General features: G+C 70.1%; 27 protein-coding genes. 8 read left to right on the top strand and 19 right to left on the bottom strand.

All coding sequences use genetic code 11. From position 1 onward, the window contains the following. Nucleotides 1-90: 90 nt before the first annotated feature. Together VIR15_RS03655 and VIR15_RS03650 are read right to left on the bottom strand one after the other, a co-directional pair. Nucleotides 91-387, bottom strand: a complete 297-nt coding sequence (locus tag VIR15_RS03655; protein WP_331926114.1) for a chorismate mutase — start codon at nt 385-387, stop codon at nt 91-93. A 127-nt stretch (nt 388-514) separates the two neighbouring features. Then, nucleotides 515-805: an acylphosphatase gene (locus VIR15_RS03650; protein WP_331926113.1), complete on the bottom strand. Its 291-nt coding sequence runs from the start codon at nt 803-805 to the stop codon at nt 515-517. Nucleotides 806-1087: 282 nt separating this feature from the next. On the opposite strand from VIR15_RS03650, the gene VIR15_RS03645 reads away from it, so the two are divergent. Next, a complete protein-coding gene (locus VIR15_RS03645; protein WP_331926112.1) occupies nt 1088-3061 on the top strand; it encodes an acyltransferase family protein in 1974 nt (657 codons plus the stop codon). On the opposite strand, the gene VIR15_RS03640 is transcribed toward VIR15_RS03645, so the two are convergent. From VIR15_RS03640 to fakA, 11 genes are all read right to left on the bottom strand, one after another. Continuing rightward, on the bottom strand, nt 3039-3872 hold the full coding sequence (locus VIR15_RS03640) for an MOSC domain-containing protein (protein WP_331926111.1): 834 nt from the start codon (nt 3870-3872) through the stop codon (nt 3039-3041). The two genes, VIR15_RS03645 and VIR15_RS03640, sit on opposite strands and share 23 nt — an antisense overlap. An 8-nt stretch (nt 3873-3880) precedes the next feature. Beyond that, nucleotides 3881-5809 (bottom strand): M3 family metallopeptidase, encoded by a 1929-nt coding sequence (locus VIR15_RS03635; protein ID WP_331926110.1) that lies wholly within the window; start codon nt 5807-5809, stop codon nt 3881-3883. A 56-nt stretch (nt 5810-5865) separates the two neighbouring features. Next, nucleotides 5866-7152 carry a hydroxyacid-oxoacid transhydrogenase gene (locus tag VIR15_RS03630; RefSeq protein WP_331926109.1) on the bottom strand — a complete coding sequence of 429 codons (1287 nt, stop codon included), beginning with the start codon at nt 7150-7152 and terminating at the stop codon, nt 5866-5868. Between the two features lie 96 nt (nt 7153-7248). Further along, nucleotides 7249-8115, bottom strand: a complete 867-nt coding sequence (gene mutM, locus VIR15_RS03625; RefSeq protein ID WP_331926108.1) for a bifunctional DNA-formamidopyrimidine glycosylase/DNA-(apurinic or apyrimidinic site) lyase — start codon at nt 8113-8115, stop codon at nt 7249-7251. Beyond that, nucleotides 8115-8912 carry a ribonuclease III gene (gene rnc, locus VIR15_RS03620; protein WP_331926107.1) on the bottom strand — a complete coding sequence of 266 codons (798 nt, stop codon included), beginning with the start codon at nt 8910-8912 and terminating at the stop codon, nt 8115-8117. Before rnc ends, mutM begins: the two co-directional genes overlap by 1 nt. Nucleotides 8913-8919: 7 nt before the next feature. Beyond that, complete coding sequence (rpmF, locus tag VIR15_RS03615; RefSeq protein WP_324143154.1) at nt 8920-9114, bottom strand: 50S ribosomal protein L32; 195 nt, start codon at nt 9112-9114, stop codon at nt 8920-8922. 1 nt (nt 9115) lies between these two features. Further along, the gene (locus VIR15_RS03610) at nt 9116-9691 is read right to left on the bottom strand and encodes a YceD family protein (protein WP_331926106.1); all 576 of its coding nucleotides are present in this window, start codon (nt 9689-9691) and stop codon (nt 9116-9118) included. A gap of 93 nt (nt 9692-9784) precedes the next feature. After that, entirely contained in the window at nt 9785-10273 is a 489-nt protein-coding gene (gene coaD / locus VIR15_RS03605) for a pantetheine-phosphate adenylyltransferase (RefSeq protein ID WP_331926105.1), read from the bottom strand. Between the two features lie 9 nt (nt 10274-10282). Continuing rightward, nucleotides 10283-10864, bottom strand: a complete 582-nt coding sequence (gene rsmD / locus VIR15_RS03600) for a 16S rRNA (guanine(966)-N(2))-methyltransferase RsmD (RefSeq protein WP_331926104.1) — start codon at nt 10862-10864, stop codon at nt 10283-10285. Nucleotide 10865: 1 nt separating this feature from the next. Beyond that, a complete protein-coding gene (locus VIR15_RS03595; RefSeq protein WP_331926103.1) occupies nt 10866-13097 on the bottom strand; it encodes an ATP-dependent DNA helicase RecG in 2232 nt (743 codons plus the stop codon). Between the two features lies 1 nt (nt 13098). Beyond that, nucleotides 13099-14874 (bottom strand): fatty acid kinase ATP-binding subunit FakA, encoded by a 1776-nt coding sequence (gene fakA / locus VIR15_RS03590; protein ID WP_331926102.1) that lies wholly within the window; start codon nt 14872-14874, stop codon nt 13099-13101. A gap of 125 nt (nt 14875-14999) precedes the next feature. Between fakA and VIR15_RS03585 the strand changes: the two genes are divergently transcribed. Together VIR15_RS03585 and rpmB are read left to right on the top strand one after the other, a co-directional pair. Next, nucleotides 15000-15779, top strand: a complete 780-nt coding sequence (locus VIR15_RS03585; protein WP_331926101.1) for a fructosamine kinase family protein — start codon at nt 15000-15002, stop codon at nt 15777-15779. Nucleotides 15780-15940: 161 nt separating this feature from the next. After that, nucleotides 15941-16129 carry a 50S ribosomal protein L28 gene (rpmB, locus tag VIR15_RS03580; protein ID WP_331926100.1) on the top strand — a complete coding sequence of 63 codons (189 nt, stop codon included), beginning with the start codon at nt 15941-15943 and terminating at the stop codon, nt 16127-16129. A 29-nt stretch (nt 16130-16158) separates the two neighbouring features. On the opposite strand, the gene thiL is transcribed toward rpmB, so the two are convergent. After that, nucleotides 16159-17160 carry a thiamine-phosphate kinase gene (thiL, locus tag VIR15_RS03575; RefSeq protein ID WP_331926099.1) on the bottom strand — a complete coding sequence of 334 codons (1002 nt, stop codon included), beginning with the start codon at nt 17158-17160 and terminating at the stop codon, nt 16159-16161. Between the two features lie 194 nt (nt 17161-17354). On the opposite strand from thiL, the gene VIR15_RS03570 reads away from it, so the two are divergent. After that, nucleotides 17355-17588 (top strand): Lrp/AsnC family transcriptional regulator, encoded by a 234-nt coding sequence (locus tag VIR15_RS03570; protein ID WP_317181962.1) that lies wholly within the window; start codon nt 17355-17357, stop codon nt 17586-17588. 42 nt (nt 17589-17630) lie between these two features. Beyond that, complete coding sequence (locus tag VIR15_RS03565; RefSeq protein ID WP_331926098.1) at nt 17631-18083, top strand: DUF3515 family protein; 453 nt, start codon at nt 17631-17633, stop codon at nt 18081-18083. Between the two features lie 24 nt (nt 18084-18107). Here VIR15_RS03565 and VIR15_RS03560 read toward each other — a convergent pair whose 3' ends face one another. Then, nucleotides 18108-19295 carry a D-alanine--D-alanine ligase family protein gene (locus VIR15_RS03560; protein WP_331926097.1) on the bottom strand — a complete coding sequence of 396 codons (1188 nt, stop codon included), beginning with the start codon at nt 19293-19295 and terminating at the stop codon, nt 18108-18110. A 50-nt stretch (nt 19296-19345) separates the two neighbouring features. Between VIR15_RS03560 and VIR15_RS03555 the strand changes: the two genes are divergently transcribed. Then, entirely contained in the window at nt 19346-20437 is a 1092-nt protein-coding gene (locus VIR15_RS03555; protein WP_331926096.1) for a trans-sulfuration enzyme family protein, read from the top strand. 142 nt (nt 20438-20579) lie between these two features. Here VIR15_RS03555 and VIR15_RS03550 read toward each other — a convergent pair whose 3' ends face one another. Together VIR15_RS03550 and VIR15_RS03545 are read right to left on the bottom strand one after the other, a co-directional pair. Further along, nucleotides 20580-21578, bottom strand: a complete 999-nt coding sequence (locus VIR15_RS03550) for an NAD(P)H-dependent glycerol-3-phosphate dehydrogenase (protein WP_331926095.1) — start codon at nt 21576-21578, stop codon at nt 20580-20582. Next, nucleotides 21575-22369: a lysophospholipid acyltransferase family protein gene (locus tag VIR15_RS03545; RefSeq protein ID WP_331926094.1), complete on the bottom strand. Its 795-nt coding sequence runs from the start codon at nt 22367-22369 to the stop codon at nt 21575-21577. Before VIR15_RS03545 ends, VIR15_RS03550 begins: the two co-directional genes overlap by 4 nt. Before the next feature lie 113 nt (nt 22370-22482). Between VIR15_RS03545 and cofC the strand changes: the two genes are divergently transcribed. Both cofC and VIR15_RS03535 read left to right on the top strand, forming a co-directional pair. Beyond that, entirely contained in the window at nt 22483-23214 is a 732-nt protein-coding gene (gene cofC, locus VIR15_RS03540) for a 2-phospho-L-lactate guanylyltransferase (RefSeq protein WP_331926093.1), read from the top strand. Beyond that, nucleotides 23189-23401, top strand: coding sequence for a cold-shock protein (locus VIR15_RS03535; protein ID WP_331926092.1), 213 nt, complete (start codon nt 23189-23191; stop codon nt 23399-23401). The genes cofC and VIR15_RS03535 overlap by 26 nt, the downstream gene beginning before the upstream one ends. Before the next feature lie 62 nt (nt 23402-23463). Here VIR15_RS03535 and VIR15_RS03530 read toward each other — a convergent pair whose 3' ends face one another. Both VIR15_RS03530 and leuD read right to left on the bottom strand, forming a co-directional pair. Beyond that, nucleotides 23464-24156, bottom strand: a complete 693-nt coding sequence (locus VIR15_RS03530) for an HU family DNA-binding protein (protein ID WP_331926091.1) — start codon at nt 24154-24156, stop codon at nt 23464-23466. A 240-nt stretch (nt 24157-24396) separates the two neighbouring features. After that, on the bottom strand, nt 24397-25002 hold the full coding sequence (gene leuD / locus VIR15_RS03525) for a 3-isopropylmalate dehydratase small subunit (RefSeq protein ID WP_331926090.1): 606 nt from the start codon (nt 25000-25002) through the stop codon (nt 24397-24399). Nucleotides 25003-25004 lie beyond the last annotated feature (2 nt).

Raw genomic sequence — 25004 nt, 5'->3', positions numbered from 1 at the left:
CCCGACAGCGCAACACACCCGCTTGTCGACTGCCCACTGCGGCTGCAGCCGGGGTAGGCAGTCGACAAGCGGGTGTGTTGCGCTGTCGGGTCACTCGTCGCCGGAGGCGATCCGCTCGTGGTGGTGGATGACCTCGGCGATGATGAAGTTCAGGAACTTCTCCGCGAAGACCGGGTCGAGCCCTGCCTCGTCGGCCAGGGCGCGCAATCGGGCGATCTGCCGTTCCTCCCGGGCCGGGTCCGCCGGGGGCAGGTTCCGTTCGGCCTTGAGCCGACCCACCTGCTGGGTGCACTTGAACCGCTCGGCGAGCAGGTGCACGAGGGCAGCGTCGATGTTGTCGATGCTGCTCCTCAGCCGAAGCAGCTCGGCAGGCATCTGGGACTCCATCTCCGGCTCGGTCACCGCAACAGGCTAGGCGAGCCGCCTCCGCTCGGAGGACCGACGACCGAAGGGCGGACCACGGCCATCCGTCATGCCGACAACGGACGAGGGCGCGCGATCCACCAACCAGTGGTCAGCGCTCGACGAATCCGGTGAGGTCCTCGCGGGTGCTGCCCCGCTGCGCGACGACGGACTCGATGTATCCGGGGCGCCGGGTCGTCGTCGGCTCCTCGCGCAGCAGCTCCTCGAGCTGTTCCACCGCCTTGGGGTCCCCCTGCGCGACGACTTCGACCCGCCCATCCACCAGGTTGCGGGCGTGGCCGACGAGACCGAGCTCGAGCGCGTGTGCGCGGGTCCACCACCGGAAGCCGACGCCCTGCACCCGGCCACGGACGAAGAAGGTCACGCGCGACGCCTCACTCATGCGGGACACGGTACGACCGGGCTCGCACGGTGTGGCCGCCACCACCCGACGGACTGAGCGCGCCCCGGGGGCGAGCCCAGCGGCATACGGAATGGGGTTGTCGTCCTGCGCGCGCCTCCGCACCACTGCCCCCACGCGTCCCTATGCTCACAAGCGGGACCGGCCCTGCCGGCCCCCCGTCGCCAACGCGAAGGGAGCCACGTGACGACGTCGGCCACACCCCCAGTGGCCCACCACGACCCAAGGGCGGTCACGGCGACCAAGCCGAGGCCGGGTCCTGGTATGTCGTCGCCGCCCCAGAGCCCGCAACGCGCCAAAAGGATTGAGGGTCTCGACGGCATCCGCGCGCTGGCGATCATGGCCGTCCTCGTTTTCCACCTCAACGCCTCGTGGCTCCCCGGAGGCTTCCTCGGCGTCGACGTCTTCTTCGTCGTCTCCGGGTTCCTCATCACGACGTTGCTCGTCCGCGAGCACCAGCGGAGTGGACGGATCGCCTTCAGGAACTTCTGGGTGCGCCGGGCCCGCAGGCTGCTGCCAGCGCTCGTCCTGACGGTCACCGTCAGCACGCTCATCGCACGACTCGTCAGCGGCGACCTGCTCGTGCACGTCGGTCGACAGATCGTTGGTGCGCTGACCTTCTCGACCAACTGGGTGGAGATCACCGCGGGCTCCAGCTACTTCGACCAGACGGCTCCGCAGCTGTTCATGAACTTCTGGTCACTTGCGGTCGAGGAGCAGTTCTACCTCGTCTGGCCGGGGCTCACGTTGCTGCTCGTCACGTTCGCCGCGGCCAGGACGCGCGTCGCCGTGGCCCTCGGCATCGCAGGGGTCTCGACCGTGCTCATGGCGGTCCTGCTCGATCCGGGCGCTGACGCCACCCGCGTGTACTACGGCACCGACACGCACGTCATGGGCCTGATGATCGGCGCGGCGCTCGCCTTCGCCTGGGCCAGCCCGCGCCTGGCGGGGCGGATCCGGCCCTCGAGGCTCGGAGCGCCCGGGCGGTGGGCGGTCCCGGTCGCCGCGGCCATCCTGATCGCCTGCCTCATGCTCCTCGACGAGAGCGACCCGGCGACCTTCCGCGGAGGAATCCTGCTCGCGTCCCTGGCATCCGGTGTGCTGGTGCTCGGAGTGCTCGACCGCCCGCCGGGCCGGGCCACCACGTGGCAGCGCCTCACCGGCCACCCCGTCGCCCGCTGGATCGGCGAGCGTTCCTACGCGATCTACCTCTGGCACTGGCCGGTCATCCTGCTCGTCGCCCGCGACAACCCGTCGGCCCCCGGCACGGCGAGCCATCTGCTGACTCGCGCGTGGTGTGTCCTCGTGACGCTCGCCCTCGCGGACCTGACCCATCGTGGGGTCGAGACGCCCTTCCGCCGCCACGGCTTCGGCGGCGTGCTGCGGATGACCGGCGCCTTTCTCCTGTCCTGGTCCCGACGGACCCGGCAGGCCGTCGCGGGCACTGCCCTCACTGCCATGCTCGTCCTGACCATCGTGGTGCTGACGGCACCCGACCAGTCGGAGACGGCACGGATGCTGCGCGCCAACGAGGCCGCGGCCGCCGCGCTCGCCCGTGGCGCTGGGGAGACCTCGCCGACGGCCGCCCCGACGACGCGGACCCCTGAGACCACGTCGTCGGCTCCCCGAGGGCAAGGCTCCTCGGGCACGCCCGCCGTCGTGCCTCCGCCGGTGACCAAATCCGTCGACCCAAGGGACGCCCAGGCCGACTTCACCATGCCCACGGGCAACCAGATCGACGGCTACGGCGACTCGATGATGGTCGGCAGCATCCACGCGCTCGACTACTACTTCCCCGGCATCAGGATGGACGCGAGGTCCAACCGGCGCTGGTCAGACGGCCTTGCTGCGATCAAGGCGCGCGGGGAGGGCAACCGCCGCGCCGTGGTCCTGGCGTTCGGCACCAACGCTGGCGTCGAGGCCGGAGGTGTCACTGCAGCCGTCGACGCCCTCGGCCCCGACCGCATGGTCGTCCTCGTCAACCTCATGGGCCCCTTTGCGCGCATCGACGACGACAACGCCGCGCTCGAGGCCGTCGCCGCGTCGCGGCCCAACGTCATCGTCGCCGACTGGGCCGCCGCGGTGCGGGACCACCCGGAGCAGCTCCAGTCGGATCGGATCCACCCGAGCCTCAAGGGATCGCACCTGTTCGCCAAGACGGTGCGCCAAGCGCTGGCGACGCTGAGCGAGCGCCACACCGGACAGAAGGTCGTCCTCAAGGACCTCCCGATGCCCTGACCTCGTCACCGACCCGCAGCCGGGCATCAGCCCGGAGCGGCAAGTCCGGCGCGAGCCGGATACCGAACCATGTCGCACCATCCCACTTCCGGTGCCGAGAGAGCGTGCGGATCGGCTCCTTGGTCGTCCGCAGGGTTTGGCGGTCGATGGTCGTCATGACACAGCGGTCGCACACCATCGTCCGGTGGAAGGCCACGTCGCCGATGCGGACCGTGTCCCAGCCGTCCTCGGCGAACGGCTCGGTGCCGTCGACCACGACGTTCGGCCGGAAGCGATCGTGGTCGATGGGCTGGGCACCAGCCTCTGCCAACCACCCGTTGAGTCGGCCAAGGGAGGAGCCGGTCGTCAGCAGGATCGGCGCCGCGTCTGCCAGGGAGTTCGTGTCCCCGTCCTGTCCGCCGCGATCCCGCCGGACAGGACGGAGCGACGCGTCGTCCTGCCACACCAGCTGCAGCTCGGTCCCGGCCCGCTCCGAGATCCACGCGTGCACCTCCGGTTCGGCCGGCCGAGCGGTCCCCTGTCCGCTGTGGTCCACGACGATGGGCGTCGCCTCACGTGGTGCCGCGACGACGATGGAGCCGCCTGCCCTGTCGCGCAGCCGGATCGCGCCCTCCGAACCGGTCTGCTCGGCCGGCTCAGCGGTCAGGCCGAGCAGCGCCTTGACCTCACGAGCCGTGACCTTGTTTCCCGACGCATCCACGAGGCCCCAGCGGCGGTCGCCACGGAGACCGCGCGCATCGAGCGACGACGCGTCCAGCCCGACACCCTCGAGCGACTTGACGGGGTAGAGCGTCAGCGCTGTGACGCGCATCCCGGCCCTCACTCGGCGAGCCAGGCCGCATACGCGTCGAATGTGTAGGGGCGGCCGAGGAAGTCCTCGACGAGGTCGGCGGCGTCGCGGCGGCCACCGGGAGCGAGGACCTTGTCGCGGTAGGCACCGGCGATCTCGGGGTCGAAGAGGTTCGCCCGGTCGAAGGCGGAGAACATGTCCTTCGCGATGACGAGGGACCACATGTAGGTGTAGTAGCCGGAGCTGTAGCCGTCGAGGTGCCCGAAGTGGCACTGCATGTGGGTGCCCTCCAGGTAGGGGAACACCGAGTACCGGCGCATCAGCTCCCTGAGGCGCGCGGTCAGGTCATCCGTCTCGTTGACGTGGAAGTCATAGGAGAGGGCGGCGTAGAACATCTGCGTCCGGGCGTCGTAGCCCTTCCCGAAGTCGTCGGCGCGTCGCATCGCCGCCACGAGCTCGGCCGGAATGACCTCCCCCTCGGCGTTGCGTGCGAAGGTCGCGAGCACGTCTGCGTCCCAGGCCCACTCCTCCAGCATCTGGCTCGGTGCCTCGACGAAGTCCCACTCCGTGGCCACTCCCGAGAATCGAACCCATTCCTGGTCACCGCCGATGACGTGGTGGACAAGGTGTCCGAACTCGTGGAAGAGCGTGACGACCTCGTCGTGCTCCATGAGGCCCCGGTTGAAGTTGCACACGAGGACGCCCTCGGGCAGCTGCACCCCACGCACACCGCGAACAAGGTCGAACTGCGCAGCATGCTTGTACTTGCCGTCACGCGGGTGCAGATCGAGGTGGATGCGACCGATCCGCCGCCCCTGGAACCCCACGTCGTAGGTCGCGACCTCCGGGTGCCAGGTCGGGGCATCAGTGACCGGCGTCCAGTCGAGCCCGAAGAGGCGCCCGGTGACCTCGAGCAGACCGCGGCGGACCGACTCGAAGGGGAAGTACGTCCGCACTCGCTGCGCGTCGACGGCCAGCTGCTCCTTCCGGACCAGCTCGGCGTAGTAGGCGACGTCCGCCCCGTCGATGTCGGTGGCATCGGGGCGATCCTGTTGCAGGCGCTCGAGCAGGACGGCCTTGTCCCGGGCCGCGCTGTCGGCGGAGAGATCGGTGATCCGGTCGATGAACTCGGCGATCGCCGTGCCCTTGCCGATCATCTTCACCTCGGCGTCGTAGTCGGCCCAGGAGGCGTAGCCGAGCAGCGCTGCCGTCTCCCGACGCACGGCGAAGATGTCCTGCAGCACCTGGTCGTTGGCCGGCCAGCCGATCGTGAGGAACTGCGTGACGAGCTCCCGTCGCGCGGCGGCGTCCTTGGCAAACGTTCGGAACGGCACGACGTCCGGGTAGTCGGTCGTCACGGTGACGAGGCCGTCGTCGCCGGCCGGGTGGGCCTCGATCCAGTCCTGCGGCATGCCGTCGAGCTGTTCCGGACGGACGTGGACCGAGCGGACGTTCTCTCGGATGTTCTTGCTGAAGTCCTGGCTGAGCAGCAGCCCCTTCTCGCTCAGCTCGCGGAGGCGGGCACGAGTCGCCTCGTCCCGGTCCACGCCCGAGCGGCGGAAGTCGCGCAGCGTTCGCTCGAGCAGGCGATTGGCAGCAGCGTCGAGGGTGGCCGGGTCGAGTGCGGCGAGGACGGCGTACAGCTCGGGGTCGAGTCCGAGGTCGGTGTCGAGCTTCTGGACCTCCTGGGCCACCGTCTCTGCACGTTCCCGGACCGTCTTGTCGGGATGGACCTCGGCGAAGAAGGACCCGACCGAGGCCGCGTTGGACACGGCAATCTGTGCGTCGTTCCACAGGCGGAGGGCATCGATCGCCTCCGTCGGAGGGCTCGCCTTGAGTTCGTCGACGAGTGTGCGGCACCGAGCCAGCTCGTCGTCGCCACGGCGGCCCACCCACTCGAGCCAGTCGGGCCCCGAGTCGTCGGTCGGCAGGGTGAGGGACATCGGCTCAGTCGTCACGACGGCACTGTATGCCGCTGGGCTCGCTCCGCGCCCGATGTTTCCTTCCGCTGTGGTCAGTCCCAGAGCCGTAGGGATCGGCGGAAGATTCCGACCAGGTCCTCGTCGGTGACGGTCTTGGGACTGGTGGCGAGGAGCCGCTGCTGCTTCATCGCACCCTCGACGAGGGAGTCGACGTCTCCCTCGTCGTAGCCGACGGCGTTGAGCCCGCTGGGCAGGCCGAGGTCGCGCATGAGGTCGAGCAGGATCCCGGGGAGCACGTCCTGCGGTTCCGCCTGCCACGTGCCGCGACGGTCGGGGTCGAGAAACCCGGCCGCCGCGAGGTGCCGCTCGGGATTCGCGTCGAAGGTCCACCGGAAGGCCTCCGGAGCGGTCAGGGCAACGGCCATGCCGTGCGGCACCATCGGCTCGTCCTGCGGGTAGTCGCGCGGGTGGAAGTCACGCACCCGACCGGCAACCGGATAGGCGTTCGCATGCGGCACGTGGACGCCGGCGTTTCCGAAGCCGAGCCCGGCAAAGGTCGCCGCCAGGGCCATGTCGGCGCGGGCCGCCTCGTCGTCCCCGTCCCGGACGACAACGCGGAAGGCGCGGGCGAGCAGGGTCATGGCACGCTCGGACCACAGGTCCGCGATGGGGTTGGCCCCGCAGTAGGGCACCCGCTGCTCAGGAGTCTTGCGCGGATAGTCCGAGAAGGGACGCGCCGTCCAGCTCTCCAGGGCGTGGCAGAGGATGTCCATGCCGGCGCTGGCGGTGACCCCTCGGGGCTGGGTCACCATCAGCCTCGGGTCGACCACGGCCAGCGTGGGCCGGAGCCGCTCGTGGCTGATGCCGGTCTTGACCTCGAGGGCCAGGACGTCGAGCACGCAGATCGTCGTGCTCTCCGCACCGGTGCCCGACGTCGTCGGCACCGCGATGAGTGGCAGCAGTGGCTGCTGCGGCGGCCGGGCGGCGCCGATCGGCGCGTTGACGTAGTCCATGAGGTCACCCGGATTGGTCAGCATGAGGTCGACGGCCTTGGCCGTGTCGATCGACGACCCACCGCCGATGGCCACGACCGCGTCGAACGGCCCGTCGGCTCGGGCTCGGATAATGGCCCCCGCGAGGCTTGCGTCCGTCGGCTCGACGTGGGCGGTGTCGTGCACCACCGCGTCGATGCCGTGGGCCCGGAGCTGGTCCGCCACCCGGTCGGGCCCGCCGGTGGCGAGCACGCCCGGGTCGGTCACGACGAGCGCCCGTCGGGCCCCGAGCTGTGTGAGGTCGTGCCAGATCTCGTCCGCGGCTCCCGGCCCGAAGCGCAGCCGGGGGGAGGCGTAGGTGAAGACCGTCTCACTGGCGTCGCTCATCCGCCCAGCCTCCCAGCAAGCGTGGCGCTTGCGCACGAAGCCCCTTCCGGCCTCCCCGCCCTGGGTTGAGGGCGCACCGCTGCACGCAGCCCGGGTTCAGCCGAGGCGGCGGACCCTGGGCCGTGGTCGGGGCTGGCAGACGGGGCAGGAGTAGGAGGACCGGTTCATGAACTGCTCGCGACGCATCGGCGCGCCGCAGCGGTCGCACGGCGTGCCCTCGCGACCGTAGGCGTGCAGCGACCGGTCGAAGTATCCGCTTGCACCGTTGACGTTGACGTAGAGCGCGTCGAAACTCGTGCCGCCATGGCCCAGGGCCTCGGACATGACGTCCCGAGCGTGGTCGAGAATGCGGCTCAGCGTCGGCTTGGTGAGGGTCGCGCAGATCCGCTCCCCGTGGACCTTGGCCCGCCACAACGCCTCGTCGGCGTAGATGTTGCCGATCCCGGAGATGAGCGACTGGTCGAGCAGCGCGCGTTTCACGGCGCTGTCGCGGGCCTTCATGCGGCGCACGACGGCGGCCTGGTCGAAGCTCGCCTCGAACGGATCGGGGGCGATGTGCGCCACCGCCGCGGGAACGCCGTCGAGATTGAGCGGCGAGAGAGCCAGCCCCCCAAAGGTGCGTTGGTCGACGAAGTGCAGCTGGGGGCCGTCGTCCGCGAAGTCGAAGACGGCGTGGCAGTGCTTGTCGCGGGGCAGACCCGCCGGCTTGACGAGCATCTGGCCGCTCATGCCGAGGTGGACGATCAAGGCTTCGTCGGCGTCCAGGACGAGCCACAGGTACTTGCCCCGGCGGGCAGCCGACGTCACCGTGGCACCCTTGATCCGGGCGGCCAGGTCCTCCGGCCCGGCGACGTGACGGCGCGCGACCCGCAGGCCGGTGATCTCGGCGCCCGCGATGCGGCGCCCGACGACGTGGTCCGCGAGTCCACGGCGGACCACCTCGACCTCAGGCAGCTCGGGCATCAGACCCGGCCGTGGCGATCCGACGCGCTCTCGGCGTCGGCCTCGGCGCGGGCAGACCGGCGCGCGTCCAAGGTGTGCCACGCCTCCTTGGCGGCCTTCTGCTCGGCTTCCTTCTTGCTGCGGCCACGCCCCTCGCCCAGCACCTCGTGGCCGAGGACGACGCGGGCGTGGAACTCCTTCTCATGGTCGGGGCCCTGCTCGCCGACGCGGTACTCAGGCGCACCCTGGCCGACCGCCGCAGCCACCTCCTGGAGGCTCGTCTTCCAGTCGAGGCCGGCACCCAGCGTCGCCGCCTCCTCGATGAGCGCGTCGAAGTGGTGGTGGATGAACTGCGCAGCGTGCTCGATGTCGGTCGACAGGAACACCGTCCCGATCAACGCCTCCATCGTGTCGGCCAGGATGGAGGCCTTGTCCCGACCGCCAGTGGCCTCCTCACCCTTGCCGAGCATGACGTACCCGCCGAGATCGAAGCTGCGTGCGACATCAGCAAGCGCCCGCATGTTGACGACGGCCGCTCGCAGCTTGGCGAGCTGGCCCTCGGCCAGGTCCGGATGTCCGCGATACAGGGTCTCGGTCACGACGAGCCCGAGCACCGAGTCCCCCAGGAACTCGAGGCGCTCATTGTTCGGGACTCCGCCGTTCTCATAGGCGAACGAGCGGTGTGTGAGGGAACGCAGCAGCAGCGGCTCGTCGATGTCGCGCCCGACCACCTCCTGGAGGTGGCCGAGCAAGGCATCGACGGGCCGCTGTGGGACCGCCAGAACACCCGCTTCGCCGTCGCTCAGGGGGGTGCCCACGGGCAGATCAGGCCTGGTGCTCGGTGCGCTCAGCGGCGGCGTAGTAACGGCCCTTGTAGGTGCCACACGACGGGCACGCGATGTGCGGCTGGGCCGCCGCGCCGCACTGGGGGCACGTGGTCAGAGTGGTCGGCGCAGCCTTCCAGTTCGCGCGGCGCGAACGGGTGTTGGACCGCGACATCTTCCGCTTCGGGACAGCCACGTCAGTTCCTCTTCTCTTGCGGGTCGTCCTGCAGCAGTCCGCTGAGGGCCGACCATCGGGGGTCGATCACTTCATGATGGTGGTCCGGGTCCTCGGCGAGGCGGAGACCGCACTGGGCGCACAGCCCGGGGCAGTCGTCCCGGCACACGGGTTGGAACGGCAGCGTGGGAACCAACGCGTCCCGCAGCACGGTCTCGAGGTCGACCAGGTCGTCCACCAGCTCGTACACGTCGTCCTCGTCCGAGTCGCCCGCCACCTCTCGGTGGTGCGCCGACCGATCGGTGTAGGCGAACAGCTCCTGGAATCGCGCGTCGACGTCGAGCTCGACGGGATCCAGGCACCGCACGCAGGCACCGGTCGCCGTGCCGGAGACCGAACCCGTCACCAGCACTCCCTCGACGACCGACTCGAGCCGCACGTCGATCTGCACCGGCGAGCCGGCCTTGATCGCGATCACCTCGGTGCCGAGGTCCTCGGGGAGCACTACCGTGCGCTGGAGCTCCTGCATCGTCCCGGGTCGCCTGCCCAGCTTCCGGGTGTCGAGCACCAGGGGCGAACGGGGATCGGGACGGTCCATGACTCCTGCACAGCGGTAGGTGTGGGTTCGGCCCGCGTCAAGGCAGACGTGGACCGACGTCCGAGTTTACCGGAGGGAATCGGTGGTCCCAAATCAGCGCATCCGCTCCTCGAGCGCGGTCAGCACCACATCCGGGACGAGGCCCGACACGTCACCGCCATAGCGGACCACCTCCTTGATCAGCGAGCTGGACACGTGCTGCAGGTCCGGGGCGGACGAGAGAAAGAGCGTCTCGACCCCCGTGAGGTGGCGGTTCATGTGGGCCATCGGCAGCTCGTAGGCGAAGTCGGTGCCGCCGCGCAGGCCCTTGATCATGGACCGCGCCCCGACCTCGCGGCAGACGTCCACGACCAGCCGGTCCGCCCAAGCAGCGATGAGCACGTTGTCCAGATGGGCCAGCGACTGCTTGAGCAGCTCCAGCCGCTCGTCGACGCTGAAGGTTCCCTGCTTCGCCTGGTTGTGCAGCACCGCGACGACCACCTCGTCGAAGAGGCCGGCGGCCCGCTCGATGATGTCCACGTGACCGTTCGTCACGGGGTCGTAGGAGCCGGGGCACACGCAGCGTCGCGGTTCGCTCGTCACGGGGCCAACCTACGCGACCCCGCCCGAGAGGGGCGGCTCCGCGAACCAGACGGCTGTCTCGCCATAGCGCTTCTCTCCCGAGAGCTCGAGCCCCGCGGGCCACGACGGCTGGGGCGATCGCGTCGACCGCTCCACCACGACAAACGCCTCCGGGGCCAGCCATCCGTGCTCCACGAGGGCCCCGAGCACGTCCGTCAGTGCCGCTTCGCTGATGTCGTAGGGCGGGTCGAGGAAGACGAGGTCCACCCTGATGCCGGCGGGCGGGCCAGCCCGGAGGACGCGCTCGACCGTGTCCGTGACGACCCGGACCCCGGGTGCGCCCACCGTGTCGATGTTGCGGGCGATGACCTTGGCAGCCTTCCGGTCGGACTCCACGAGAAGGACCCGGGACGCCCCCCGGCTCGCCGCCTCGAGTCCCAGGGCTCCAGAGCCCGCGTAGAGGTCGAGGACGTGCGTGTCGACCAGCAGGCCGCGGTGCTCGAGCCGGCTGAAGAGTGCTTCGCGGACCCGGTCCGAGGTCGGGCGAGTCATGGAGCCTGCTGGGGTTCGCAGCGTGCGGCCCCCTGCCGAGCCGCTGATGATCCTCGTCATGTCAACCTCGCTCCAGCCACACGGCCTGCTCCTCGTCGAGGCGCGTGGCCACCGCGGCGACGAGCGCCGGATGCTGCCGCAGCTCGGGATCTGCGTCGACGAGTGCAAAGGCGTCCTCCCGTGCCGCTGCGATGATCTGCTCGTCCTCCGGACGGGTGAGCCGCAGGTGGCGTACCGAGTTGACCCTCCCGCTCTGGCGGGCGCCGAGGACGTCACCCTCCCGGCGGAAGAAGAGGTCCGCCCGGGCGAGCTCGAAGCCGTCCGAGGTGCTCGCGACGGTGTCGAGGCGTTGCTTCGCTCGCTCGCCCGGGTCCGTGCTCATGAGCAGGCAGAGACCGGGCGCCGAGCCCCTGCCCACCCGGCCGCGCAGCTGGTGGAGCTGCGAGATGCCGAAGCGCTCGGCGTCGATGACGACCATGACGGTCGCGTTGGGCACGTCGACCCCGACCTCGATGACTGTTGTGGCCACGAGGACGTCGATCTCCCCGGCACCGAAGGCACGCATCGTGTCCTCCTTCGTTTCCGCGTCGAGCCTGCCGTGCAGCACCCCGATTCGTGTCCCGGCGAGCGCGGGATTGCGGCTCAGCTGATGCCACATCGTGTAGACCCCGGTGAGCGGTTCCTCAGCAGGGCGGTCCTCGCCGTCATCCGAATCCAGGGGCTCCCACTCGTCGGCGTCCTCGTCAGAGGTGTCGGACGACAGGACGGAACCGGGGTCTGGATCGCCGATGCGAGGGCACACGACATAGGCCTGGTGCCCCTTGGCCACCTCCTCCGCGACTCGCTGCCAGGTCCGGTCGACCCAGTTCGGTTTGGCCGCGTCGACGCGGTGAGTCGTGATCGGAGACCGGCCCTTGGGCAGCTCCCTCAGCGTGGCGGTCTCCATGTCCCCGAAGACGGTCATTGCGACCGTGCGCGGGATCGGGGTCGCCGTCATGACCAGCACATGCGGCGGCCGGGCTCCCTTCTCCCGCAGTGCGTCCCGCTGCTCGACGCCGAAGCGGTGCTGCTCGTCGACGACGACCAGGGCGAGATCGGCGAACTGCACGTGCTTCTGGATGAGAGCATGGGTGCCCACGACGATCCCAGCTTCCCCCGAGGCCGCGTCCAGCAACGCAGCCCTCCGGACGGAGGTGCTCTGGCTGCCCGTCAGCAGCACGACCTTGGTGCCGATGTCGCTGCCCCCGAGCATGCCGCCCATCGCCAGGTCGCCGAGCATGGCGGTGATCGACCGGTGGTGCTGTGACGCCAGGACCTCGGTCGGTGCCAGTAGCGCCGCTTGGCCACCCGAGTCGATCGCTGCGAGCATGGCCCGCAGGGCGACGATGGTCTTGCCCGAGCCGACCTCGCCCTGGAGGAGCCGGTGCATGGGCCGCTCCCGGGCGAGTTCCTGCTCGAGGAGCTCGCCGACGTCACGCTGACCATCGGTGAGCTCGAACGGCAGGCGTGCGTCGAAGGCCCCGAGCAGGCCGCCGGGTCGTGGCCGTCGCGGGGTGCCCATGACCGCCTCGGCGGCCTTCCGGCGCTGGGCCAGGATCGTCTGCAGCACGAAGGCCTCATCGAACTTGAGCCGGTGCAGGCCAGCTTTTGGAGTCTCCGTCAGCAGCGGACGATGCACCAGCTCGAGAGCCTCGCGTCGACCGAGGAGCCCCCGGCTCTCGCGGACCTCCTGCGGCAGTGGCTCGCGGAGCCGTTCCACGCGGTCGAGCGCGTTGTGCACGACCCTGCGCATCCGGAACTCGTTCAGCTTGCCCGTCGTCGAGTACACCGGCACCCAGTGGGTGCGGTAGGACTCCACCTGCCCCTCCGAGTCGTTCTCTTCAATGAGCTCGTAGTCCGGGTGGGTCAGCTGGAGGGTCCTGCCATAGGAGCCGATCTGGCCGATGAAGAACCCTCGCGCGCCCGGCTGCAGCTTGCCAACGTGACCGTAGGCGTTGAAGAACGTGACGGTCAGCTGGTTGCCCGAACCGTCGGCGAGCACGACATTGAGCATCTTGCCGCGACGGTTGCGCATCGGCCTGGTCATTGCCTGCGCGACCTCGGCCACGATGAGCACGCGGTCGCCCACCCGGAGCCCGGACAGGTCCGTGAGCTCGTTGGGCGGCAGGTAGCGTCGCGGCACCAGCTCGAGCAGCTCGCCCACGGTTCCGACGCCCTTGTTCTTGGTCAGCGCCTCGGCATCGCCCTTCTTGACGAGCTTCGTCAGGGGCGAGTCCTCGGTGAGCACGACCATGTCACTCGACCCCGATGAGCGCGGTGTAGACCGGCTGTCCCCCGTCGACCACGCTCACCTCGACCCCGCCGTGCTGCTCGCGCGCGGTCGCCTCGATCGCGGCCACGAGGCCAGCGGGGGCCGACTCGCCGAGGACGAGGGTCACCAGCTCGCCACCGCTCGACAGCAGCCGATGAGCCACCTCGCGAGCGACGACGAGCTGGTCGGAGCCGACGATGACGATGTCGCCGTCCACGACGCCGAGGACGTCGCCCGGCTCGCACGGTCCGCCGCTCGTCAGGCCGACCCGGTTGGCGATCGTGACGGCCCCATGGCGGGTTCCGGCTGCGGCCGCCTGCATGGCGACGAGGTTCGAGGTCGGCCGGGCGTCCGCCTCGAACACCGCCACGGCCGCCAACCCCTGGACGGCGGTCCGAGCCCGGACGACGAAGGCCTCGATGCCCTCGTCGGCGACAGCGCGGGCCGCTGCCGCCGCCGCGAGCTCCGTGTCTGCGTCGTTCGGCAGCACGATGACACCACGGACGCCGGTCGCGTGCTGCTGGCGAATGGCCTCGATGAACTCACCTGTCGCCGCCCGATGACCCGGACCGGAGGAGATGACCACGGCCCCGACCTCGGTGAAGATGTCGGCGATCCCGTGGCCCGCGGCACAGGCGACGACCCCGGTCAGCCTGGTCTCCTGCTCGTGACCATGCTCGTCAGCACGGTCGTGAGGATGGTCACGGCCATGGCCGTGAGCATCGCCATGGACGTCGTCGTGGGTGTGGATGGCCAGCCCGTCGTCGGTGACGAGACGAGTGATCCGGATCCGGTGCGGGCGCCCGGTCTCGACCCCGGCCTCGACGGCCGCACCCGGGTCGTCCACGTGGGCGTGGACGTTCCACTCGCCGTCGCCACCGACGACGAGGACGGAGTCGCCCAGCTCGACCAGGCGCGTGCGCAACGCGGGGATGCGGTCCTCCTCCTCGACGGAGAGCAGGTACATCACCTCGTACTCCGGGCCCATCGGCTCCCCGGACGGAACGACGTCAGCGTCGAGTGGCCGGGTCACAAGGAGTGCTCCGGACTCTGGATGGAGCCGACCCCGCCGGTCGGACGAGGACAACCCGAGGACGACTCGGCCGTCATCCCCGGCGGCGAGTCTCTCGAGGCACTCCAGGACAAGAACCAGACCGGCCCCACCCGCATCGACGACACCGGCGCGGGCGAGCACGGGGAGTTGCTCCGGCGTCCGGGCGAGCGCTTCCTGGGCGGCCTCCAGGATGCGGACGGTCGCGGCATGGAAGGCGAGGCCGTGGGCTTCCGCCGATGCCAACGCCACCGCCCGCGACACCGAGAGCATGGTGCCCTCCTTCGGATCGGTCACCCCTTGCCAGGCCCGCTCGTCGGCCCGGGCGAGGCCGGCGGCCAGGTCCTCGGCGTCGATCACGGTCCGTCCGCCGACCCCCTCGGAGAGCCCCCGGACGATCTGGCTGAGGATGACCCCCGAGTTCCCCCGAGCGGTCCAGAGCAGGTGGCCCGCGAAGTCCTTGAGCAGGTCCGCGACACTGTCCAACGGCTGATCGGCGGCCCCGGTCAGCATTCGCTCGATGGCTCCGTCGAAGGTCAGGTAGAGATTGGTACCCGTGTCGCCGTCCGGGACCGGGAAGACGTTGAGTGCATCGATCTCCGCCCGGCGCGCGGCGAAGACGGAGCGGATGAGCACGGCCCAGCGGCGCACGGCATTGACGTCGAGGACCTCGAGCGCCTCCAGCGCGCTGCGTGACCCGCGTGCCATCCGGCTCCTTCCGCTTGCGTCCAAACCGATTCGGTCCGGCCGGTTCCGTCCACTCGAGCTGATGTCCGGCAGGCTACTGCGTCGCTCCGACGCCTTGCTGCGGCGAGCCGTCTACCGTTGCCCTCGTGTCTACCCGACGGGACGGAACCGTGCACCGGAAGACCCGAGCGGATGCTCCTGAGGGCTACTTCCAGGCGGAGGCTGCCGGCCTGCGGTGGCTGGCGGAGGCGGAGTCCGACGGTGGCGCCCGCGTGGTTGAGGTGCTCGACGTGGGACCCCACCACATCGACCTGCGGCGCCTCTCGCAGGCACCGGCCACCCCGGCCGCGGCGACGGACCTCGGCCGAGCACTGGCCATCACGCACTCCACAGGAGCCGCAGCCTTCGGGACACCGCCGTCCGGCTGGCACGGGGATGCCTGGATCGGAAGGCAGCCCCAGACCAACAACCCCGAGCGTTCCTGGGGTCGCTACTTCGCCGAGCAACGGGTTCGCCCGTTCGTCCGCAAGGCCGTGGACGTGGGGCATCTGGCCGGTTCCGATGCTCGCGTGGTGGATGCCGTCTGCGATCGGATCTCCGCAGGTGCCTACGACGACGACCGGCCGCCCGCCCGGATCCACGGGGACCTGTGGGCGGGCAACGTCGTGTTCACGTCGGTGGCGGCGGTACTCATCGACCCTGCCGCGCACGGCGGCCACGGCCTGACCGACCTGGCCATGCTCGAGCTGTTCGGCTGCCCGTATCTCGAGCAGGTGCTCACGGCCTATGCCAATGCATCCGGTCTTCCCGCACGATGGAGGCGCCTGATCCCGCTCCACCAGCTCCATCCCCTCGCGACCCATACGGCCTCCCATGGGCCCGGGTATGCCGCCGGACTCGTGGCGGCAGCCCGCGCAGTGGCGTGATCTCCTCGCCGTTTTGTTCAGGTGGCACCCGGTCGGCTACTCTTGGACGGTTCCCTTCGCGCTCAGCGGGTGACGTACGCCCCGCGGGTGTGTCGAGTGCCCGAGGCGGCCCGATGGGGAGCACCAGCACTTCCGTCCACCCCGACATTCAGGAGATACCCGTGGCTGCCAACTGCGACGTCTGCGGCAAGGGACCGAGCTTCGGTCACAACATCTCGCACTCGCACCGCCGCACCAAGCGCCGCTGGAACCCCAACATCCAGCGCGTTCGGACGCTGGTGAACGGTGTGACGCCGAAGCGGATCAACGTCTGCACCTCGTGCCTCAAGGCGGGCAAGGTCGCTCGCTGACCTGACCGTCCCACGCAAGGCCGGCTCCCTCAGGGGCGCCGGCCTTCGCCATTCGTGAAGTGGTCCCAGCCGGTGTGCCGGGGACGACGCCCCTCGATGTGGACCCCGGGGGCCTCGTCAGCCCGCGGCGCACGCACCGAGCCGATGACGCGCCACCCGTCCGGAACGTCGCCGGGGAACGTGGCCAACAGGGAGTGCTCCTCTCCCCCGGCCAGGACGCAGTCCCACGCCGCTTCCTCACCGACGGCGCCGGACACTCCGGCGACCTCGGACGCCAGCGCCTCGGGGTCGAGCTCCAGGACGACACCGCTGGCCCGGGCGATGCGGCCACCGTCGCGCAACAGTCCGTCCGAGAGGTCGAGCATGGCGCTCGCCCCTGCCGCCGCTGCCTGGGGGCCGGCTTCGAGTGGCGGGGTGGCCCGCCGCTGGGTGGCAACCGCCGTCGTATGCCGCTGGGCCTGGTCCTGCTGCAAGAGCTGCAGTCCCGCTGCGGCGAGGCCGAGCGACCCGCACACGGCCAGGCGGTCGCCGTCGCGGGCGCCGGAGCGCAGCACGGGCGCTCCCGTCAGGTCGCCGAGCGCCGTGATGGACACCATGACCACTCCGGGAGGGGCTGAGGACAGGTCACCGCCCAACACGACGACACCGGCTCGATCGCAGGCCTCGGCGATGCCTCGCCCGAGATCGACGACCCAGTCCACGGAGACCATCGGATCGGTGACGAGTGTGACGAGCACGCCCGTTGGCCGACCGCCCATGGCAGCGACATCCGCGAGGTTCTGGGCGACGACCTTGTGACCGACGTCCGCCCCGGATGACCACTCGTCGAGCCAGTCCCTGCCGAGCACGACGGTGTCGGTCGTGACGATGGTCCGGTCCTTGGTGGCCAGCACGGCGGCATCGTCGCCCGGTGGGACGATGAGATCGGGCGAGGATCGAAAGAGCGGAAGGATCCGGCCGAGGACCTGCTCCTCGTCCAGACCGCGAAGCGGCGTGCCGCCAGTCAGGTTCGGACCCGGGCGGCTTGACACGAATAACACCTCTTCGTCGCACTGGGCGCCAGGCGCCCCAGTTTCCATGGGACGGAAGGTCCCATGGCACGGTAGCGTCGGGGCACGTCCCTTGGCACATCGACTCGCATTCCTTGAGTCGCGGGCTGGGTGACGCGGGAGCCGGTTCCCCCCGCCGGAGACATTGCGCAAGTCGTCCAACAGTGAGGTGACACGTGGTCCAGGCCTACATCCTGATCCAGACCGAAGTCGGCAAGGCTGCGACGGTTGCAGAGGCGATCGCCGGTATCACCGGTGTGACCCTGGCGGAGGACGTGACCGGCCCGTACGACGTCATCGCTCGTGTGGAGGCCGCGAACGTCGATGACCTCGGCCGGCTCGTCATCGCAAAGCTGCAGGACGTGCCAGGCATCACGCGGACCCTGACCTGCACCGTGGTCCACGTCTGAACCACGTCCACCGCTCCCCGCAGACACCGAGGCCGCCGCGCCGTGACGTTCGTGCCTCGTCGCCTGCCGGCGTGCATCGTGGTCTGCGCCGCCCTCTTGCTGACCACGGCCTGCGCCAGCGCCCCCGAGGTGGCGCTGGCGCCGCTCGCCGACGCGCCCGCCTGCTCCTCCATCTCCTGGCCGCAGACCGTCAGCGGGCTAGAGGCGGTCCCCACGACGCCCCAGCACCCCTCGGCGGCCGCGTGGGGCGACCCCGCGATCATCGCCCGCTGCGGGCTCCCCGCGCCTCCCCCGACGACCGAATCCTGCGTTGTCGTCGACGGGGTCGACTGGGTCGTACGTCAGCTGACCGATGGAAGCGCTGCCGTCACCTATGGACGCGAGCCGGCGATCGAGGTGCTCGTACCGCAGGAGCACGGCCCTGTGCCACTCCTCCTGCCCGCGTTCGCCGGGGCGGCTCGATCGCTGCCGGAGACGGGGCGGCACTGCAGCTGAGCGGCGCCCAGTCGCGCGGGGGGATCAACGCAAACCGGTGCGTCGCTCGAGCGCGAGGGAGATGAGCTCGTCGATGAGCTCCGTGTAGGTCAGGCCCGAAGCCGCCCACATGCGCGGGTACATCGAATGTGGCGTGAACCCGGGCATCGTGTTGATCTCGTTGACGAGGACTCGCCCGTCATCGGTGTAGAAGCAGTCCACCCTGGCGAGGCCCTCGCAACCCAGCGCCTCGAACGCCGCTGCCGCGAGGCGCCGCACCTCATCGGACACGCGAGGCGGAACGTCGGCGGGGCACGTGAGATCGACATCGGCCTCGGCGAGGTACTTGGCCTCGTAGTCGTAGAAGGCGTGGTTGTCGTGGACGGCGACCTCGCCCACCTCCGAGGTGCGCGGGCCCTCGAGTCCATGTCCCTCGAGGACGGCGCACTCGATCTCCCGGCCGCTGATGGCTGCCTCCACGACGACCTTCGGGTCATGGACCCGGGCCGCCTCGATGGCCGCCTCGAGATCGGCCGGGTCCGCGACCTTCGAGATCCCCATGGAGGACCCGGCCCTCGCCGGTTTGACGAAGAGCGGGAAGCCGAGGCCCGAACAGGCATCGAGCGCCGCCGCGCGGTCGGCCCGCCACGCCCGGTCCGTGATGACGGCATACGGCCCGATCGGCAGCCCGTGACCGGCGAACACGACCTTCATGTAGTGCTTGTCCATGCCCGCCGCCGAGGCGAACACGCCCGAGCCGACGTAGCGGATGTCGGACAGCTCGAGGAACCCCTGGAGGGTGCCGTCCTCACCGAACGGGCCATGGAGCAGGGGCAGGACGACATCGACGTTCCCGAGCTCCGTCGGCGGCTGGCCCGCCTCGAGAACGGTCAGCGCGGTCTGGCGCGTCGACAGGGGCAGCACGACGTGGGCATCGTCGGGCAGCACCTCGGGCGTGCGCCCTGCCGTGAGCTCGAACCGGGCCGGGTCATCTGCGGCGAGGACCCACTGGCCGTCCCTCGACACACCGATCGGGACGAGGTCGTACTTGTCGCGGTCGATCGCGCGCATCACCCCGGCAGCGGTGGCACACGACACCGCGTGCTCGGATGAACGGCCCCCGAAGACGATGGCGACCCGGGGCCGACGCCCGCGGTGTCCGTTGCGGGATGCGTCACCGTCCTCCGGCCGGTCCGGCTCGCTTGCCTGCACGTGCTGCTCGTCGCTGGTCATCAGACGAGCACTCTATACGCGCCGGACCGCCCGGACCCTAGGCTGACCGCGTGAGCGCGACTCGAGACCTGCACCCACACGTGCACATTGACACCTTCCTCGTCTCGGCTGGTCGGCCGCTCCCCGAGCCGGGCGCCCCGGTGAACCCACCCGTCGTCCTCTCCTCCACCTACGTCGCCGACGGCCCCGTCAACTACGCGCGCGCCGGCAACCCGACGTGGGATGCCTTCGAGGAGGCCCTCGGCGGTCTGGAGGGAGGGCGTGCTCTGGTGCACGCCTCCGGCATGGGTGCCATCTCGGCGGCCCTCTCCCTCGTGCCAGCCCGGGGCACTGTGGTGGCCCCGGACACGACCTACAACGGCACCGTGCAGCTGCTCGAGGCGCTCGAGCAAGCCGGCGGAACGGTCCGCCGCAGACACGCGAGCGACACGGCGGGATTCGTCTCGGACCTGGACGGTGCCGACCTCGTGTGGATCGAGTCGCCCACCAACCCGCTCATGGACGTCATGGACGTGCGCACCGTGCTCGACGCAGCGCGGGCGCGTGGCGTCGTCAGCGTCGTCGACAACACGCTGCCCACCCCCCTCGGCTGCCGTCCGCTGAGCCTCGGCGCCGACGTCGTCGTCCACTCCGCCACGAAGTACATCGCGGGGCACAGCGACGTCCTCCTCGGCGTCACGGTCGTGCCGGACGACAGCCGTGGCGCCGAGATCGGCGAGCGCCTCCGGCGTCATCGGACGCTGTACGGCGCGATCGCCGGGCCGCTGGAGGTGTACCTCGGCCTGCGCGGACTGCGCACCCTCGCCCTTCGCTTCGAGCGGGCCAGCGCCAACGCCGCAGAGCTCGCCGCGCGCCTGGAAGGCCATCCGGCGGTCGAGCGGGTTCGCTACCCCGGCAGCGGGGCGATGCTGTCCATCGACGTCCCCGGAGATGCCGATGCTGCCGAGCGGGTCTGCGCCGCAACGCACGTGTGGGTGCACTCGACCAGTCTTGGCGGCGTCGAGTCACAGCTGGAGCGGCGTCGCCGGCAGCCCTCCGAGCCCGAGACGGTGCCGCACAACCTCATCCGCCTCTCCGTCGGCATCGAGCATGTCGAGGACCTCTGGACGGACCTGGACCAGGCGCTGCGCGCCGCGCTCTGAACGCCGTCACACGAGTCCGTATGCCGCTGGGCTTGCCCGGCGCCCACGTGCACTCACGTGCACTGTCCTCACGTGCACTCTCGGCGCTGGGAGCGCGCGTTCGTGCGCGCGCGAGCCCAGCGGCATACGGCCTGATGGTGGCCTAGTGGCGCTCGGACTTGAGGTCGCGGGACATCAGCTTGGGCCCGACCTCCCGGGCGGGCTGCCCGTCACGGACCACTGCCACGACCTGCTCGACGATCGGCATGTCGACGTCGTGGTGCTGGGCCAGGCTGAGGATGGACTCGCACGACTTGACGCCCTCGGTGGTCTGCTTCATCTCCGCCGTCGCCTGCTCCATCGTCAGACCGCGACCGAGCTGGACGCCGAAGGAGTGGTTGCGCGAGAGCGGCGACATGCACGTGGCGATCAGGTCGCCGACTCCAGCGAGCCCGAGGAAGGTCTGGGGCTCCGCCCCGAGCGCCAGGCCGAGGCGCGTCGTCTCGGCGAGTCCCCGGGTGATGATCGTCGCCTTCGTGTTGTCGCCGAAGCCCAACCCCTCGGCCATGCCGACGGCCAGCCCGACGACGTTCTTCGTCGCACCGCAGATCTCGGTGCCGACGACGTCATGGGTCGTGTAGGGCCGGAACACCTCGGACGCGCAGGCGGCCGCGACGCGATCGGCTGCGGCGGGATCGATGCAGGCCACCGTGCTCGCCGCAGGCTGGAGCAGGGCGATCTCCTTGGCGAGGTTGGGACCGGACACGACGACGATGCGCTTTCTCGCAATCCCCGCCACCTGCTCGATGACCTCGCTCATCCGCATCGTCGTGCCGAGCTCGACGCCCTTCATGAGTGAGACGACATCGGCCTCGGCCGGGATTGCCTCGCCCCACTCGGTGAGGTTGGCCCGGAGGGTCTGCGAGGGAACGGCCAGCGCGACGATCTCGGCGCCCTGGCATGCGGCCTCCGGGTCAACCGTTGCCCGGATCGTGGCGGGCAGCCTCAGGTCGGGCAGGTAGTCGCGGTTCTGGCCGGAGTTGATCTGGTCGACGACCTCCTGGCGTCGGGCCCATATCGTCACGGTGCAGCCCGCCTTCGCCAGTAGGGAGGCGTAGGCGGTGCCCCAGCTGCCGGCGCTCATGACGGCGACCTGTGTCACGCGCCCTCCCCCTTCGTCGCACCCGGCGTGGGACGGCCGATCTCGTGGTGCTTCATCGGGTCGCCGATCTCTGGGACGCCGTGCTGGCGCGGATCGAACCGACCATGCACGTGCTCCTCACCCCGGATCTCCTCGAGCAGCTCGGTGATGCGATCCATGAGACGGTCGGTGGCCTCGCGCAGGGTCTTCGTGTCGATCGGCTTGTCGTACAGGTCAGACAGGTCGACCGGGGGACCCGCCCGTAGCTGCATCGTCTTGCGGGGGAAGAACTTTGGTCGGCGACCGTAGGGGGACAGGATCTCGTGGGGTCCCCACTGCGCCACGGGGATGAGGGGGCACCTGGTCTCGAGCGCGACGCGAGCCGCGCCGGTCTTGCCACGCATCGGCCAGAGGTCCGGGTCACGGGTGATGGTGCCCTCCGGGAAGATCGCGACCGCCTTGCCCGCCTGCACTGCGGCCACCGCAGAGCGGTAGGCCTCGGCGGCAGCCAGGGAGTTGCGATACACCGGGATCTGCCCCGACCTGCGAATCACCCAGCCCACGACCGGGATCGTGAAGAGGCTCTCCTTGGCCAGGAAGTAGGCCTCCCGCCTGTTGTCGTACATGAAGTGGGCGAAGATGAGCGGGTCGATGTAGGAGATGTGGTTCGGTGACACGACGAATCCGCCTGTCGCGGGCAGGTGGTCGACCCCCCGCCAGTCCCGCTTCGTCAGCCCCATGAGCAGTGGTCGCAGCAGGATTGCTGCCAACCGGTAGGCCAAGGGCAGCCGCGTGGCGCGCGCGCCTCTCACTCGTCGGGACCTCCTTCTGGGGCGCCCCGGGCGGGGGCGCTGGCCCTTCATCTTGTCCACCTCTCGGCGCAGTGTCGAGCGATCGAGCGGCGAGTGGGAGAATTCTCCCCAGCATGAGCGAGCCAGGCAGCGATACCCCGACCACCGGTCTTCCGCAGTGGCATCTCGTCATACCGGTCAAGGACGCCGCAGTCGGCAAGTCCCGGCTGGCGCGTGCACTGGCAGGAGTCGAGTTCGGTGCCGGTGTCGGATCCGCCCACCGCGCGGACCGCGAGACCATCGGCAGGGCCCTGGCCCGCGACACCCTGCGAGCCGCCTGCCTCACGGTGGGCCCTGCGCGGGTCGTGCTCGTCACGGCCGACGAGGTCATTGCCGCGGAGTTCCGCGACCACGGGGTGACCACGGTCCGGGACGCCGGTGTCGGCCTCAACGCGGCCGTCACTCTCGGTCTGGCACGCACGCCACCGGGTGGCAGGGTCGCCGTACTGCTCGGTGACCTGCCGGCCCTGACCCCGGCTGACCTCGGGCACGCGCTCGAGGCCGCAAGTGCGCACGGGCAGTCGTTCGTCCCCGACGCCGACGGGTCGGGGACGGTGCTCAGAGCCAGTTCCGGTGGGCCAGTCGGACACTTCACGCCCCGGTTCGGCCCGGGAAGCGCCGCGCGCCATGCCGCGGACGGCGCCGCCCGGCTCGAGCTCGACCTGCCAAGACTGCGGACGGACGTCGACGACCTGCGCTCCCTTGTCAGGGTGCTCGAGCTCGGCGCCGGGCCCTCCACCACGGCCGCTCTGGGGAGCCTCGATCTGCTTGGATGGGCGCATGCAGGCAACGGTCCACGCCTTTGATCCCATCTCGCTGACGGGCAGCGTGGTGCGTGACGACGGCGTGCTCCTGCCGTTCGACGGGTCAGCCTTCGCCACGAGCGGCCTGCGCCTGCTCAGACTGGGGCAGCGACTCACCGTGGAGGTCGCCGACAACCGTGTTGTCGCCATGCGGATCCAAGGGATCGAGCCCATCGACGGCGCCGTTTGACGGCAGCCGGGATCGACGTTCCGGGAGCCCGATGAACTCCTTGGACTCCCGGAACGAGTCCGTCAGCCGGCCGACTTGCGGGCCGCCGACCGCTTGGCCGTCGTCTTTTTGGCAGCAGTCTTCGTCGATGCTGCCCGCTTGGCGGGAGTCGCCTTCGTGGTGGACTTCGCCGTGGGCCTGGTCGCCGTCTTCGCAGCGGTGGACCTGGCAGTGGACTTGGTGGCCGTCTTCTGCGTCGCAGTCTTCGAGGCGGCCTTGGACGTTGACTTGGTTGCCGTCTTGGCGACGGTGGACTTGGCCGGCGTGGCCCTCTTGGTCGTCGCCGCCTTCGCGGGGGCGGCCTTCTTGGTCGTGGCCTTCTTCGCTGCGGCCTTGGCCGGGGTCGCCTTCTTGGCAGCGGCCTTCTTGGTCGTGCCTGTCGTGGCCGTGGCAGTGCCCGCCGAGGCCCGGGCCGCCGCAGACGCAGTCTTCGACAGCTTCTTCTGCCCGGCGACGATCTCCTTGAAGTTCGTGCCCGCCCTGAACTTGGGGATCCGCGTCTTCTTGATCTTCACCGTTTGACCGGTCTTGGGGTTGCGACCCGTTCGCGCCGCGCGGTCCGCCCGCTCGAACGTCCCGAACCCGGTGATGCCAACCTTCCCGCCTCTGGCCACCTCTCGGATGATGCTGTCGAAAACGGCCTCGAGGGCGTCCGAGGCAAGCCTGCGGCTGCCAAGCTTGACCTCCAGGGCGGCGATCAGTTCTGCCTTGTTCACGTGTTCCCTCCAGAGGACTGTCGGTGTCCCGTGACCCGACGCGCGTCCGGATCCAGTCCGGTTACAAACGACGGTAGGCCGACGGAGGGTCGAGGTCCATCATCTGGCGCCACTTTCCCGTTGTGTCGCAATGACTTTGGCGGGACGACACAGCGAGGCCGCCCGGGCGAGGCGTCCTGCGAGCCAAGCCTCAGTCGGCCGGATTCACCTGTCTCCCAAGTGGATCCCGCCCCAGATGCATCAGGCGGAGGCGTCCACCGGGATCGTCACGGGCTTGTGCGAGGGGCGTGAGCTCTCGAAGCGCGACACCTCGTCCGCGTGGCGCATCGTGAGGCCGATGTCGTCGAGTCCCTCGAGAAGGCGCCACCTCGTGTAGTCGTCGATGTCGAAAGGCGCCACGATCTCCCCCGCCGTCACCGTCCGTGCGACGAGGTCGACCGTGATCTCGGCCCCGGGGTGGTTCTCGAGGTACTTCCAGAGCAGTTCGACGTTGTCCTGCGAGACGACTGCCGTGAGCAGGCCCTGCTTGCCGCTGTTGCCGCGGAAGATGTCCGCGAAGCGCGAGCTGATGACCACGCGGAAGCCGTAGTCCATGAGGGCCCAGACTGCGTGCTCGCGGCTCGACCCCGTCCCGAAGTCCGGTCCGGCCACGAGGACCGAGCCGTTGGCATAGCTGGGGTTGTTCAGGATGAAGGCCCCGTCCCTGCGCCACGCGGAGAAGAGGCCGTCCTCGAATCCGGTGCGAGTCACACGCTTGAGGTACTCCGCCGGGATGATCTGGTCGGTGTCGACGTTGCTGCGCCGCAGCGGCACGCCGACACCCGTGTGGGTCTCGAACTTCTCCATGA

The sequence above is a fragment of the Intrasporangium sp. genome (assembly GCF_036566125.1).
In the GTDB taxonomy this organism is placed as follows: Bacteria; Actinomycetota; Actinomycetes; order Actinomycetales; family Dermatophilaceae; genus Intrasporangium.
Note: the sequence above shows the minus strand (reverse complement) of the source record. Positions and strands in the feature narration are given on the sequence as shown.